Below are 13,809 nucleotides of genomic sequence, written 5' to 3' on the forward strand. Positions count from 1 at the left end.
GGCGCCCGGCTGCGCGAGCGTCTGGCGCCCTCGCTGCCCGGGGCGACCTGGTACGAGGTGGGCGGCGGCACGCTGGACGACGCGGTCCGGCTGGCGGACCGGATGAAGTCCGGGCGCTACGACGCGGTCGTGGGCCTCGGCGGCGGCAAGATCATCGACTGCGCGAAGTACTCGGCGGCACGCATCGGCCTGCCCATGGTCGCCGTCGCCACCAACCTCTCCCACGACGGCATCTGCTCGCCCGTCTCCATCCTGGACAACGACGCGGGTCGCGGCTCCTACGGGGTGCCGACGCCCATCGCCCTCGTCATCGACCTGGACGTGATCCGCGAGGCGCCGATGCGTTTCGTGCGCGCGGGCATCGGCGACGCCCTGTCCAACATCTCCGCGGTCGCGGACTGGGAGCTGGCGAACCGGGTCAACGGAGAGCAGATCGACGGCCTCGCCGCCGCGATGGCGCGCCAGGCCGGCGAGGCCGTGCTCCGGCACCCCGGCGGATGCGGCGACGACGGGTTCCTCACCGTGCTGTCCGAGGGGCTCGTGCTGTCCGGCATCGCCATGTCGATCGCCGGGCACACCCGCCCGTCCTCCGGCGCCTGCCACGAGATCAGCCACGCGCTCGACCTGCTGTACCCCGGGCGGGCGGCGAGCCACGGTGAGCAGGTGGGCCTCGGCGCCGCCTTCGCCACGCATCTGCGGGGCGACGCCGAAGGCTCCCTGCTGATGGCCGAGGCGCTCCGCCGGCACGGGCTGCCGGTGGTGGCGCAGGAGATCGGGTTCAGCGACGAGGAGTTCGTCCGTGCCGTGGAGTTCGCGCCGGAGACCCGGCCCGGCCGCTACACGGTCCTGGAGCACCTCGGGCTGCCACCGGAGGGCATCAGGAGGGCGTACGCGGCCTACGCGGCCGCGGTCGCCGGCTGAGCAGGGGCCCGGTTTGACCCCTACGGTCCGGGCCCGTAACCTTGACCGTCGGCGTGTCCACTGAGCACGCCACATCCCCGTAAACCTCTTCCTCCCGGGCACACGGTTGGCCGGGAGAGGTCGCCCCTGGTCGTTCTGGGCGGCTGGCCTGCGGGGGTGCCGTTTCTTCGAGCGAAAGTGAGATCCGCGTGTACGCCATCGTGCGCAGCGGTGGTCGCCAGCACAAGGTTGCTGTCGGCGACATCGTTGAGGTTGACAAGATTTCCACTGCCAAGGTTGGCGACACGGTCGAGCTCTCGACCCTGCTCGTTGTCGACGGCGACTCCGTGACCAGCGACCCGTGGGTGCTGGCCGGTATCAAGGTCCAGGCCGAGATCGTGGACCACCACAAGGGCCAGAAGATCGACATTCTGCGCTACAAGAACAAGACCGGCTACCGCCGTCGTCAGGGCCACCGCCAGCAGTACACGGCGATCAAGGTCACGTCGATCCCCGCGGCTGCGAAGTAAGGGACTGAGGAGAAATGGCACACAAGAAGGGCGCATCGTCCACCCGGAACGGTCGCGACTCCAATGCCCAGCGGCTCGGCGTGAAGCGCTTCGGCGGTCAGGTCGTGAACGCGGGTGAGATCCTGGTCCGCCAGCGCGGCACCCACTTCCACCCCGGCGCCGGTGTCGGCCGTGGCGGCGACGACACGCTGTTCGCCCTGCAGGCCGGTTCGGTGGAGTTCGGTACCCACCGTGGCCGCAAGGTCGTGAACATCGTTCCGGTCGCCTGAATCGCCTGATTCAGCACCGAACGCTTTCGCGAGGCGGACCTCACTTCCCGGGAGGGAAGGCGGGTCCGCCTTTCGCGCGTTGAGAGAGAAACACCCGCACTTTCTGGAGGCACTGAACCATGACCACCTTCGTGGACCGCGTCGAGCTGCACGTCGCCGCGGGTAACGGAGGTCACGGCTGTGCCTCCGTCCACCGCGAGAAGTTCAAGCCGCTCGGCGGCCCGGACGGCGGCAACGGCGGGCGGGGCGGTGACGTCATCCTGACCGTCGACCAGTCGGTGACCACGCTTCTCGACTACCACCACTCCCCGCACCGCAAGGCCACCAACGGCAAGCCCGGCGAGGGCGGCAACCGCTCCGGCAAGGACGGCCAGGACCTGGTCCTGCCGGTGCCGGACGGCACGGTCGTGCTGGACAAGGCGGGCAACGTCCTCGCGGACCTGGTCGGCCAGGGGACGTCGTACGTCGCCGCACAGGGCGGCCGGGGCGGCCTCGGCAACGCGGCGCTGGCCTCCGCCCGCCGCAAGGCGCCCGGCTTCGCGCTGCTCGGCGAGCCCGGGGACCTCCAGGACATCGTGCTGGAGCTGAAGACCGTCGCCGACGTGGCCCTGGTCGGCTACCCGAGCGCCGGCAAGTCCTCGCTGATCTCCGTGCTCAGCGCGGCCAAGCCGAAGATCGCCGACTACCCCTTCACGACGCTGGTGCCGAACCTGGGCGTCGTCACCGCCGGTTCGACGGTCTACACCATCGCCGACGTGCCCGGTCTCATCCCCGGCGCCAGCCAGGGCAGGGGCCTCGGCCTGGAGTTCCTGCGGCACGTGGAGCGCTGCAGCGTGCTGGTGCACGTGCTGGACACCGCCACCCTGGAGTCCGACCGCGACCCCCTCTCCGACCTCGACATCATCGAGGAGGAGCTGCGGCAGTACGGCGGCCTCGACAACCGGCCCCGGATGGTCGTCCTGAACAAGGTCGACGTGCCCGACGGCAAGGACCTCGCCGAGATGGTCCGCCCCGACCTGGAGGCGCGCGGCTACCGCGTCTTCGAGGTGTCGGCCGTCGCCCACATCGGGCTGCGGGAGCTGTCCTTCGCGCTCGGCGAGCTGGTCGCCAAGGCGCGCGCCGCCAAGCCGAAGGAGGAGGCGACGCGGATCGTCATCCGGCCCAAGGCCGTGGACGACGCGGGCTTCACCGTCACCCGCGAGGAGGTCGACGGCGAGCCGCTGTTCCGGGTGCGCGGCGAGAAGCCCGAACGCTGGGTCCGCCAGACCGACTTCAACAACGACGAGGCCGTCGGCTACCTCGCCGACCGTCTCAACCGCCTCGGTGTGGAAGAGCGGTTGATGAAGGCGGGCGCCCGCTCCGGTGACGGCGTGGCCATCGGCCCGGAGGAGAACGCGGTCGTCTTCGACTGGGAGCCGACGGTCATGGCCGGTGCGGAGATGCTGGGCCGCCGTGGCGAGGACCACCGTCTCGAGGAGCCTCGGCCCGCGGCGCAGCGCCGTAGGGACCGGCAGGCCGAACGCGACGAGTCGGAGCGGGAGTTCGACGGCTTCGAGCCCTTCTAGCCGCCCCCGGACGGTACTTCGGCTGTTACAGCACCTTTACAGCACTTTGCGTCAACCGCCGTACGAATGAAACCGAGTCGACGGCCGGGTGGCGATACGGTGACATGACCGATGCGGGTGAGGAGCCTCCGACCGGCGCTCCTCATCCGCTGCACGTCGTGTTCCATGGGGGAAGTGCATATGGGCTCCGCGCCCGACAACCGACCTGTAGTGTCCGTGATCATTCCGGTCTACAACGCGGTCGACCACCTGCCGGAGTGCTTGCGGTCCATCGCCGGCCAGTCGATCGGGTTCGAGCGGCTCGAGATCGTCGCGGTGGACGACGGTTCCACCGACGGCAGCGGCGATCTGCTCGACTCGTGGGCGGAGCGCCACCCCGGCCGGGTCCGGGTGGTGCACCAGGAGAACTCCGGCGCGCCGGGCGGTCCGCGCAACCGGGCCATCAAGATGGCCGAGGGCGAGTTCCTGTTCTTCGCCGACCCCGACGACCATCTGGGCACCGAGGCGCTGGAACGCATGGTCGCCGCCGCCGAGCGCAACGACTCCGACGTGGTGCTCGGGAAGATCAAGGGGGTGGGGCGCAAGGCCCCGGTCACCCCGTTCCGGGCGAACGTGGACGGGGGTGACATCTTCACCTCCAAGGGCGTGTGGTCCCTGACCGCGCACAAGCTCTTCCGCCGCTCGCTGGTCGAGGAGCACGGACTGCGCTTCGCGGAGGGCATCCGGCTGGCCGAGGAACAGGTCTTCGTCGTGCCCGCCTACCTGCACGCCCGGTCGATCTCCGTCGTGTCCGACTACGACTGCTACTACCTGGTCCGCCGCGACGACTTCCCGCACCTCACCCAGGAGGTCCCGGACGCGGCCCCGTTCTACGCGAACGTGCGTGACGTACTGAACGTCGTCGTGGCGCAGGTCCCGGCCGGCGGCCGGCGCAACAAGCTGCTGTACCGCTGGCTCACCCTGGAGATCCTCGGCCGCTTCGACGGCCGCTTCGCCGACCTGCCCGAGGAGACGCGCGGCCTGCACGTGAAGCTGGCCGCGGGCCTGCTGCGCGACTACATGCCGCAGGCGCTCGTGGAGCAGCTGCCGCCGCTGTCCCGGCTGCGCTGTCTGCTGATCTCCCAGGGGCTCGTCGAGGAACTCACCGCCCTCACGACCCTGGTCCCCAGGCCCGAGCCGAAGCCGGAGCCGCAGCCCGCGCCCGCCGCCGCGCCGTCCCGGCCGCGCGAGGGGCTCGGCCGGTATACGCCCGCCCGTGTGCTCAAGGGCGTCAAACGCCGTCTGCGCCGCGGGCGTTGACGGGCTCCCGGACTCTCCCGGACGGCGAAGGCGGGGCCCGGACGGCACAGGAAAGGCCCATGGGGCAAAAGGGCGGGGCCCGGAGGAGAACTCCTCCGGGCCCCGCCCTTTCGACGCTCGCTCACAGCTCCTTGGCCTGCTCCAGCATCCGGTTCACGACCCGCTCCGAGGCCTGGCCGTCGTCCAGGTCGCAGAACAGGTGGTGGAAGCGGTCGAAGCGGTCCTGGTACTCGACGGACACCTGGTCGATGTCCCGGATCGCGTCGATCAGCTCCTTCGAGGTGAAGACCAGCGGACCGGGCGAGTCCTGCTCGAAGTCGAAGTAGAAGCCGCGCAGGGTGTCCCGGTAGTGCTCCAGGTCGTAGGTGAAGAAGAGCATCGGGCGCTTCAGGTGGGCGTAGTCGAACATGACCGACGAGTAGTCCGTGATCATGATGTCGGCCGCCAGGTACAGCTCGGCGATGTCCGGGTACTCCGACACGTCCCACACGAAGCCGTTCCCGGCCCCGGGCACCGCGTCCACGACGTTGGAGTGGCGGCGGATGAGCAGGACGTGGTCGTCGCCCAGACGCCGCTGCGCGTCCTCGATGTCGATCCGCAGGTCGAACAGGTACTGGCCCTGGCTGTGCGCCTGGTCGTCCCGCCACGTCGGGGCGTACAGCACGACCTTCTTGCCCTCCGGCAGGCCGAGCTGCTTCTTCACCCGGTCGGCGATGGCGTCCTTGTCCGGGGAGTACAGGTAGTCGTTGCGGGGGTAACCCGCCTCCAGGATCTCCCCGTCATAGGAGAAGGCGCGCTTCAGGATCGGCGTGCTGAAGCGGTTGGAGGACACCACCATGCTCCACTGCTTCGCCTCCAGCGCCAGCTTCTCCTGGTAGCGGCGGTCGAAGTGCAGCGTGTCGATGTCGTGGCCGATCTTCTTCAGCATCGTGCCGTGCCAGGTCTGGACGATGACCTGGCCGGGGCGCCGCTCGATCCAGTCCGGCAGGTGGCCGTTGGTGACGATGTAGCGGCTGGAGGCCAGCGCCTCGTACCACTCGCGGCCCCACATCCGCACCCGCTCCACGCCCTCGGGCAGGATGACCTGGCCGTCACGCACGGCCCACAGGTGCTTGAGACTGCTGTTGCGGCTCTTCAGCTCCTCGTACATCGCCCGCGGGCTGTCGGAGAACTGCTTGCCGTTGTAGCTGAGGTAGAAGACCTGGTCCTTCAGCGGCTGCTGCTGCAGGGGCGCGTACACCTCCTGGCGCAGCTGCCGCTGCCGGAACGGGCCGCGCTCGAGGTCGTCGAGTTCGGAACGGCAGTTCAGCTGCGGGAAGTCGGCCCAGCGGTTCTCCAGCCAGTAGCGGCGGCCACCGAGGTCGGCACGGAGCGGGAACTGCGCCGCCGCGAGGCGGTCGGTGACGAAGGGCACGTCGGCGCTGCCGTCGGCCGGGCGCAGGAAGAGGTTCCAACGGCCCGCGCGCAGCGGCACGTTGCCGTTGCCGCCGAGCGTGGAGGGGTCGAAGGCGACCTCGAAGCGGCCGTCCTCGGACCAGCGCGGCTCCACGAAGCGTTCCTCGAACCGCGCTCGGGGCTTGATCAGCAGCCGGGCGCCGGTGAGCCGGGCGTCGGTGCGGGCGGCGATGGTGATCCGGCCGTCCTTCAGGTCCACCCGGTCGATCACGGCCCGCCGGGTGCGGCCGGCCAGCTTGAGATAGCCGTTGTGGCCGCCGATCACGGCCAGTTCACACAGCTCGGCATGCGTGCCCAGCGAAGCGGGCAGGTTGAACCGCCCGTCGGCCACGCCCTCCTGCATCACCGTGCTGAACGTGCGCTCGGTGCCCTTCGGGTCCGTGGCGACCAGCACCGTGGACCAGACGCGCTTCTCGGGCTGGGCCAGGGCGTCCACGCCCTCGTGGAAGAGCAGCGCCACGTCGGCCACCGGGACCTGGACCGAGAACCGGCGGGTGCCGCCGTCCTCGGTCACGTCGACCGGGTAGTCGTGGACCTCGGCGCCCTTCTGGTTCTTCACCCGCAGCGTCACGCGCTCGCCCGCCGCCAGGGGAACCCGGATGTCGCCGGTCACCCGCAGCCGGTCGCCCTCCAGCGTCCAGCCGGTGATCAGCGCGCGGACCTTCTCGATGCGCAGCTTGAGCGCGCCGCGCTCGACCGACGGCAGCATCCGGAAGTCGGGGCTCAGCCAGCGGTACGGCGGGAAGTTGCAGGCGGCACCGCCGGAGGACTGCACGGCGGCCCGGCGCACCAGGCCGGACGCGTACAGGCCGAGGCCCACGTGCCACAGGCCCTCCTGCCACTCACCGCCCTTGCGCAGCTTCGCCGGGTCGAGCGTGACCTCCCAGCCGGCCCAGTCGTAGTTGTACCGGTCCTGGCCGGAGTCGGTGGTGCGCTCCGGGGACTCCACGTTCCGTGCGGGCAGCACGGAGCGGCGGCGGGACTTGTCCTTGCGCAGCTGCAGGACCTTGACCGACGAACGCTTCGAGGGCAGGTCGATCTTGTCGATCCAGGCGTGCCCGGACAGAACCAGCTTGCCCTCGGACCAGCTGACGTCCTGCAGCGGAGCCCGCATGCGCAGGTCCTGGTCGATGCGCAGTGCCTTGCGCGGGACGTCCAGGTCGGCGCCGGCCAGGGCCGGGAAGGAGGCGTACTTGCGGACCAGGCCGCTGACCTCGATGGCCTCCTTGCGCCGCTGCGAGGCGAGCAGGGTGATCAGCTCGTCGAGCTGGTGCTTGCGGACCAGCAGCCACTGCACCCGCAGGTGGGTCGGCAGGGCCATCACGACCTTGGGGTCGATGTGGTCCATGAAGCGGTTGGCCGACCGCACGAACTCGGCGCGGTACTCCTCGTCGCCGTCGGGCACCACGTTGAGGAACAGCCGCAGGTCGTCCACGAGGACCCGGGTGTCGTACTCCTGCTTGAGACGGGCGAAGGTCTCGCCGGACTGCTTGCCCAGGAAGTCGCTGATCTCCAGCACGGAGGTGACGCGGTCGCGCACACCGGCCGGGTCGGTACGGCGCTGCGTGATGGAGGGGGCGGACTCCCCCTCGCGCAGCCGCCAGTAGTAGCAGGGCTCGGAGATCACGTCGACGGCGTCGGCGAGGTAGTGCGCCCGCATGGTGACGGGCGTGTCCTCGTACAGGCGGCCCTCGGGGAAGGCGAAGCCGTGCTTCTCCCAGAACGTCCGGCGGAACACCTTGTTGCAGGCTATTCGGTCGGCGACGAGCTTGGCGTACTCGGCGATGTGGGTGCGCTGGCGTGCCTCGCCCGCGAGCATCCGCATCAGCGGGACCTGCCAGGTCTTCTCGCCCTTGAGGTGGAAGACGTTACCGGTGGCGAAGTCGGAGCCGGTCTCGTCGAGGCTGCCCACCATCAGACGGTAGGCGTCCGGCGGGATGAGGTCGTCGCTGTCGACGAACGTCAGGAACTCCGCCTCGGGGGACATCTGGGCGATACCGGTGTTGCGGGCGGCCCCAAGGCCTCCGTTCTCCTTGCGGATCAGCCGGAACCGCGGGTCGCGCGCCGCGTAGGACTCGGCTATCGCCGCGGAGCCGTCGGGTGAACCGTCGTCCACCATCAGGACCTCGAAGTCCTCGAACGTCTGCGCCGCCAGCGAGTCGAGACAGGCCGGCAGATAGTGCTCGACGTCGTACATGGGGACGATGACACTGAGCCGAGGGGCCATGCTTGTCGATCTCCTTGTCGGGGGTCAGGCCCGCTCGACGGCTGCGAGCGCCTGGGCGGGGGCGGGTGCGTGGGAACGCTCTGCGAACGGCACGAAGGGCAACGGCTGCGTCTCACCGAGGAAGACGCGTCGTACCACGCGTTCGGCTGCGCGCCCGTCGTCGAACTCGCAGAACCGACGACGGAAGGCGGCGCGGCGCTCGTCCGCGTCCTTCCCGCGATACTCGTCCGATCCGAGCAGGTGGATCAGCTCGGCCTGCGAGGTGGCCACCGCGCCCGGCGACTCCTGGAGCAGGTTGAAGTAGGTGCCGCGCACGGCGGAGTAGATGTCCCAGTCGGGCGCGTAGACGATGATCGGCCGGTCGAGGACGGCGTAGTCGAACATCGCGGAGGAGTAGTCCGTGATCAGCGCGTCCGCGGCGAGGTACAGCTCCTCCACCTGGGCGTGTCCCGACACGTCGACGATCCGCCCGCTGCGGCGCAGCTCGGCCACGTGGGGCGAGCTGCCGTAGAAGTAGTGGCCGCGCACCAGCAGGGTCACGTCGGGCCCCAGCTCGTCGGCGAGGCGGGCGAGGTCGAGGCTCGGCACGAAGCCGGGCTGGTACTCGCGGTGCGTGGGCATGTACAGGAACGCCTTGGTGCCGTCGGCGAGACCCAGTGCCGCGCGGGCCCGGCGCACGTCCTCGGACGTGCCGTTGACGAGGACGTCGTTGCGCGGGTAACCGGTCTCCAGCGAGACGTAGGAGCACGGGTACACCCGCTCCCAGACGGCGGTGGAGAAGCGGTTGGAACTGATGCTGTAGTCCCAGCGGTCGCAGCGCTCCAGGAGCTTGTCGAAGTCCATGTCCGTCGAGGCGGGGTACTTGCGCTGGTCCAGACCCATGGTCTTCAGCGGAGTGCCGTGGTGGGTCTGCAGATGGACCTGGCCCTCGCGCTTGACCACGCTGTCGGCGAAGTTCACGTTGTTGACCAGGTACTTGGCGCGCGCGAGCGCCGCCCAGTACTCCTTGGAGCCGACCCGGACGTAGCTCACGCCCTCGGGCACCCGGTCCACCGCCTCCGGCCGGACGGCCCAGACACGGCGGATGTGCGGGGCGAGCCGGGCGAGTTCGGCGTCGATGGCCGCCGGGTTGCAGGAGACGCTGCGGCTCCAGTAGGCGGAGAAGAGCGCCAGGTTCTCGTCCAGCGGCAGCCGGAGCTGCGACTGGTAGAAGACGCCCATCGCGCTGCGCTTGGACCGGTTGATGGCGGTGCGGGTGCGGGTCTTGACCGCCTTGCGGAGCTTCACGGCGACGGTGGCGCCGGCCATGGCGGTGTACGCGTCCTTCTCCAGCATCGCGTACTTGTGGCCGCGGCCTCCGCCCGGCCGCTGGAAGCCCTCGGGGAGCCGGGCGCGGTAGTCCGCGGAGGCGAGGTGGAAGAACTCCGCCCGCGCGTCCGCAGGCAGGCGGTCGGGCCGCTCCAGGATGGTCAGGAAGTGGTCGACCATCTTGCGGAACAGCGGCCCGCGCCACTCGTCGAGCCCGGGGTGGGCGTCGAGGTAGTCGAAGACCCGGCGGTACTGGTCGAAGACGTCGAAGTGCTTACGGCTGACCGTCTTCAGGATGTTGCCGCCCTCGCGGCGCTGGCGGTACATCACGCAGACCCGGTTCAGCACCGCGATGCGCTCGGCGCTGATCATGGAGCAGAACGTCCAGGGGGCGTCCTCGTAGTAGCCGGGCGGGAAGGTGAGGCCGTTGGCGGTGACGAAGTCCCGGCGGTAGGCCTTGTTCCAGACGATCTGCAGCAGGTTCAGCAGCTGCGGCCGCTCGGAGAGCGGGAACGCCTCCGGGCCGTCGGGCTGGAGGAGTTCGGCGCGCTGGTTGGGGCGGACCCGGCCGTCCCAGTAGCTGCGCGCGTAGTCGTAGACGAGTATCTCGGGGTCTCCGGCGGCTTCCAGCCGCTCGGCTATCGCCCGCAGCGCGCCGTCGGTCAGAGTGTCGTCGCTGTCCAGGAACAGTACGTAGTCGCCCTGAACCTTCTCCATGCCCGCGTTGCGCGCGCGCCCCAGCCCCACGTTCTCCGTGAGGTGAATCACGTGAATGCGCGTGTCCCGCTCCGCGTACTCATCGAGAATGGCGCCCGAACCGTCCGGCGAGCAGTCGTCGACCGCGATGACCTCGAAGTCCGTGTAGTCCTGCCCGAGCACCGAGTCCAGGCACTCGGTGAGGTAGCCCTGCACCTTGTAGACAGGGATGACGAGAGAGAGTCTGGGCATCCTTACAACCTGTTCCGAGACTGATCACGTGAGCGTGGGCCGAGGCCAGAGCACGCTCCGCCCGCCGACGGGCCTGCAGCGCGCCGTCGCATCAGCGTAAAGGATTCACTTGAAGTTTCCGTGAGCAAGGTAGCCGGGGCGGTCGGGTCACGGAACAGTCGCTGAGACCTTACCTCCACTGTCCCGGGACATTCTTCCATCCGGATCGGCGGAGCGGTTACCTCCCCTCCGTCACCCCTGCGGCTTTTTGCCGTTGTTGTCCGAAATGGCCCGACTCGATTTTCCGCAGCCCATGGACGAGTCTGCTGTCCACTGACGGAGACCGAGGAGGCACGGGAATGAGCTGGCTGGTCACGGGCGGCGCCGGGTACATCGGTGCGCATGTGGTGCGCGCCATGACGGAGAGCGGCGAGCGCGTGGTCGTGTACGACGACCTGTCGACCGGCAGCACCGACCGGGTGCCCAGCGATGTCCCGTTGGTCGTGGGCAGTGTGCTGGACCAGGCTCTCCTGGAGCGGACGATTCGTGACCATGCCGTGACGGGTGTGGTGCACATCGCAGCCAAGAAGCAGGTGGGGGAGTCGGTGGAGCGGCCCCTCCACTACTACCGGGAGAACGTCACCGGTCTGCAGACCCTGCTGGAGGCGATGGCGGCCACCGGTGTCGGCCGGATCGTCTTCTCCTCGTCCGCGGCCGTCTACGGCATGCCGGACGTCGACCTCGTGACCGAGGACACCCCCTGCGCCCCCATGAGCCCCTACGGCGAGACGAAGCTGATCGGCGAGTGGCTGATCGACGCCGCCGCCAAGGCCCACGGGATCCGGGCCGTGTCGCTGCGCTACTTCAACGTGGCCGGTGCCGCCGCCCCGGAGCTGTCCGACGCGGGTGTCTTCAATCTCATCCCCATGGTGTTCGAGCGGCTCGAGGCCGGCGAGGCGCCCCGGATCTTCGGCGACGACTACGCCACCCCCGACGGCACCTGCGTACGTGACTACATTCACGTCCAGGACATCGCCTCCGCCCACCAGGCCGCCGCGGCACGACTGCGAGAGGCCCCGGAGGGGACCTCCCTCGTCCTCAACATCGGCCGGGGCGAGGGCAGCTCGGTCCGGCAGATGGTGGACCGCATCCTGAAGGTGACCGGCAACGAGCAGCTGCCGCCCGAGGTGACCGACCGCCGCCCCGGAGACCCGGCGAGGGTGGTCGCGTCGGCGGACCGCATCCACGCGGAGCTGGACTGGACCGCCCGTCTCGGCCTGGACGACATGATCGAGTCCGCCTGGTCGGGGTGGCGCCACCGGCACGCCTGATCCCGCGCCCACGCCGTCAGGCCTTCAGCTCCGCCCTGTCTCCCATCACCACGACAGGGTGGAGTCCGGGGTCGAGGGTGCGCAGCAGGTACTCCATGTCCGGCTTGGACTGGCTGACACACGCCGATGTGCCGCTGCCGTGGTCCATGTGCAGCCAGATGCTGCCGCCCTTCGACTGGCCCTGCGGCCGGGTCGGGTCGTTGGGCGAGGTGCCCTTGACGCGGTTGTAGTCGATGGCGATGACGTAGTCGAAGTCGTGCCAGTACGGCTTCTTCCAGTAGCGCGGGGCCTGGAACGCCGCGGACCGGGTGTACGGGAGCCTGACGCCCGGCGCGGCGAGCACACCGCCCGCGTCGCTCAGCGTGAACACCCCCACCGGGCTGCGCAGGTCCCCCTCGTGATGGTCCGTCGTCCAGCCCTTGCGCCCGTTGTGCGCGGTCCAGGAGCGCTCCTGCTTCCAGACGGAGCCGTGCCTGGTGAAGAGGGCGACGGTGGAGTCGGGGGAGTTCCTGCCCGCCCCGTACACGGCGACCACCTGGCGTGAGTCCGCCGGGACGCGTTCCCACAACCGGTCCCCGATGCCGGGTACGCGCTTCAGGACGGTCTTCCGCGGCTGTGCGTCGTCCGCCCGGTCGCGTGCGGCGGTGTCGTGGCCCGAACCGCCGCACGCCGTAAGGGACATCACCGACAACGCACCGCAGGCCGCCGCGACGGCGGCCCGTATCGAACCTCTGCTCCGCATGGGTTCCATGGTCGCAGACCGTTCGCAACAGACCGGTACCGCCGTGTCGCAGGATCAGAACGGCGCGTCCGGTGTCGGACCGGCGCGTCCGTTCTCAGACCAGCACGTCCTTGTAGTAGATGCTGGCCTTCTTGCGCTGGTCCGTGTCGGACGTGTAGGAGGAGAAGCCGCTGCACAGCCGCACCGCCTGCGGGTTGCCCGGGTCGGGGACCTGGATGGCCATGCCCTCGGGTTCGCGGTAGGAGAGGGTGTATCCGGCCTTGGTGAGCTTCTGCTCGGCGACGGTGCCGGTGTTCCAGTCCACGGACGTGATGAAGGTGTTGCCGTCCGGGGAGACGGAGCCGTCCTTGCCGTACTGCGAGCCGGCCAGGAGGTAGAGGTAGCCGGCGAAGCTCGTGAAGCCCTGGAAGGTGTCGCTGTAGCCGGGCTGGAGGTCGGCGGGCTGGGCGACGTCGGCGAGGGTGGTGCGGCCGCCGGCCTTGAAGGCGGCGAGGTCGTACAGGCGGAACCGGAAGGCGCCGCCGACGCGGCAGCGGACCGCGAGCCGGTTGTTCACCGGGTCGATGGCACAGGTGGTGCGGTCGACGCCGCTTTCCAGGGTGTACTGGGTGAGTGCGGGGGAGCCCGCGGTGAGCACGGTTCCGTTGGCGAATTCGAACCGGCCGAGCCGGTCGCCCCACCCGGTGAAGGTGCCGTCGGAATTCGCGGTGCGGACATTATGTGTTTCCGTCCACAGATAAGTGCCGGAAGTGGTGGATTCGACCCCGATCTGAACGCCGTGCCCGAATCCGCGGAGATACATGGTGCCGAGAATCCGCCCGGATGTGTCGAGACGGGTCAGGCACAGGTCGCCGTTGGCCTCGCGATCGGGCCCCGAGTAGGTCTGCGTCTCACCCGGCAGCTGGAGCCCGGCATCGACCAGCTGCACGGTGAACAGGTGCCCGCGGGTGTTGTCGAAGGCGAAGGACTGCAGCACGCGGGTGCTGCCCAACTGCACCTCACGCAGCAGCGCGGTGGAGGGTTTGGTCAGGTCGAACCGCTTGCCGGCGGGCACGGAGCCCGGCGTGGTGTCCTGCTGCGACGCGGTGCGGGAGTGCGCGACGCCCTGGGCCACCCCGACGGCGACAGCGGGAACGGCCGCCGCTCCGACGACGGCGCCGGCCGTGCGCAGAAAGCGTCTGCGATCGAGCATGGTGATGGAAGCCCCCCTGGATCAAAGAGAAAGCGCCGTTGTCCGCGCCTTAGGCATGCAAATG

At 69.6% G+C, this 13,809-nt stretch carries 10 protein-coding genes; 6 read left to right on the forward strand and 4 right to left on the reverse strand.

Annotation, left to right across the window (positions count from 1 at the left end; translation table 11 throughout):
- The 5 genes from ACZ5CW_RS17430 to ACZ5CW_RS17450 form a co-directional block, all read left to right on the forward strand.
- Window positions 1–921: iron-containing alcohol dehydrogenase family protein (locus tag ACZ5CW_RS17430; RefSeq protein WP_468602093.1), on the forward strand; the 921-nt coding region annotated here is incomplete at its 5' end.
- A gap of 188 nt (window positions 922–1,109) precedes the next feature.
- Window positions 1,110–1,430: a 50S ribosomal protein L21 gene (gene rplU, locus ACZ5CW_RS17435; protein WP_468602095.1), complete on the forward strand. Its 321-nt coding sequence runs from the start codon at window positions 1,110–1,112 to the stop codon at window positions 1,428–1,430.
- A gap of 14 nt (window positions 1,431–1,444) precedes the next feature.
- On the forward strand, window positions 1,445–1,699 hold the full coding sequence (rpmA, locus tag ACZ5CW_RS17440; RefSeq protein WP_356180782.1) for a 50S ribosomal protein L27: 255 nt from the start codon (window positions 1,445–1,447) through the stop codon (window positions 1,697–1,699).
- Between the two features lie 119 nt (window positions 1,700–1,818).
- Window positions 1,819–3,264, forward strand: a complete 1,446-nt coding sequence (gene obgE, locus ACZ5CW_RS17445; RefSeq protein WP_468602097.1) for a GTPase ObgE — start codon at window positions 1,819–1,821, stop codon at window positions 3,262–3,264.
- Window positions 3,265–3,474: 210 nt separating this feature from the next.
- Entirely contained in the window at window positions 3,475–4,563 is a 1,089-nt protein-coding gene (locus tag ACZ5CW_RS17450) for a glycosyltransferase family 2 protein (RefSeq protein WP_468602099.1), read from the forward strand.
- 121 nt (window positions 4,564–4,684) lie between these two features.
- Here ACZ5CW_RS17450 and ACZ5CW_RS17455 read toward each other — a convergent pair whose 3' ends face one another.
- Both ACZ5CW_RS17455 and ACZ5CW_RS17460 read right to left on the reverse strand, forming a co-directional pair.
- Window positions 4,685–8,245 carry a bifunctional glycosyltransferase/CDP-glycerol:glycerophosphate glycerophosphotransferase gene (locus ACZ5CW_RS17455; protein WP_468602101.1) on the reverse strand — a complete coding sequence of 1,187 codons (3,561 nt, stop codon included), beginning with the start codon at window positions 8,243–8,245 and terminating at the stop codon, window positions 4,685–4,687.
- A gap of 24 nt (window positions 8,246–8,269) precedes the next feature.
- Window positions 8,270–10,501, reverse strand: coding sequence for a bifunctional glycosyltransferase/CDP-glycerol:glycerophosphate glycerophosphotransferase (locus tag ACZ5CW_RS17460; RefSeq protein ID WP_468602103.1), 2,232 nt, complete (start codon window positions 10,499–10,501; stop codon window positions 8,270–8,272).
- Window positions 10,502–10,839: 338 nt separating this feature from the next.
- Here ACZ5CW_RS17460 and galE point away from each other — a divergent pair, with 338 nt between their 5' ends.
- A complete protein-coding gene (galE, locus tag ACZ5CW_RS17465; RefSeq protein ID WP_468602105.1) occupies window positions 10,840–11,811 on the forward strand; it encodes a UDP-glucose 4-epimerase GalE in 972 nt (323 codons plus the stop codon).
- Between the two features lie 16 nt (window positions 11,812–11,827).
- Here galE and ACZ5CW_RS17470 read toward each other — a convergent pair whose 3' ends face one another.
- The gene (locus ACZ5CW_RS17470) at window positions 11,828–12,553 is read right to left on the reverse strand and encodes a L,D-transpeptidase family protein (protein WP_468602107.1); all 726 of its coding nucleotides are present in this window, start codon (window positions 12,551–12,553) and stop codon (window positions 11,828–11,830) included.
- A gap of 94 nt (window positions 12,554–12,647) precedes the next feature.
- Entirely contained in the window at window positions 12,648–13,745 is a 1,098-nt protein-coding gene (locus ACZ5CW_RS17475; RefSeq protein ID WP_468602109.1) for a phage baseplate protein, read from the reverse strand.
- Window positions 13,746–13,809: the final 64 nt, after the last annotated feature.

It is taken from the genome of Streptomyces sp. NPDC031379, from assembly GCF_055569615.1.

Bases quoted from the DNA above. Each gene is read 5' to 3' on its own strand.
- rpmA (WP_356180782.1), top strand. From the start codon at position 1,445: ATGGCACACAAGAAGGGCGCATCGTCCACCCGGAACGGTCGCGACTCC.
- obgE (WP_468602097.1), top strand. From the start codon at position 1,819: ATGACCACCTTCGTGGACCGCGTCGAGCTGCACGTCGCCGCGGGTAAC.
- ACZ5CW_RS17455 (WP_468602101.1), bottom strand. From the start codon at position 8,245: ATGGCCCCTCGGCTCAGTGTCATCGTCCCCATGTACGACGTCGAGCAC.
- ACZ5CW_RS17460 (WP_468602103.1), bottom strand. From the start codon at position 10,501: ATGCCCAGACTCTCTCTCGTCATCCCTGTCTACAAGGTGCAGGGCTAC.
- galE (WP_468602105.1), top strand. From the start codon at position 10,840: ATGAGCTGGCTGGTCACGGGCGGCGCCGGGTACATCGGTGCGCATGTG.
- ACZ5CW_RS17470 (WP_468602107.1), bottom strand. From the start codon at position 12,553: ATGCGGAGCAGAGGTTCGATACGGGCCGCCGTCGCGGCGGCCTGCGGT.
- ACZ5CW_RS17475 (WP_468602109.1), bottom strand. From the start codon at position 13,745: ATGCTCGATCGCAGACGCTTTCTGCGCACGGCCGGCGCCGTCGTCGGA.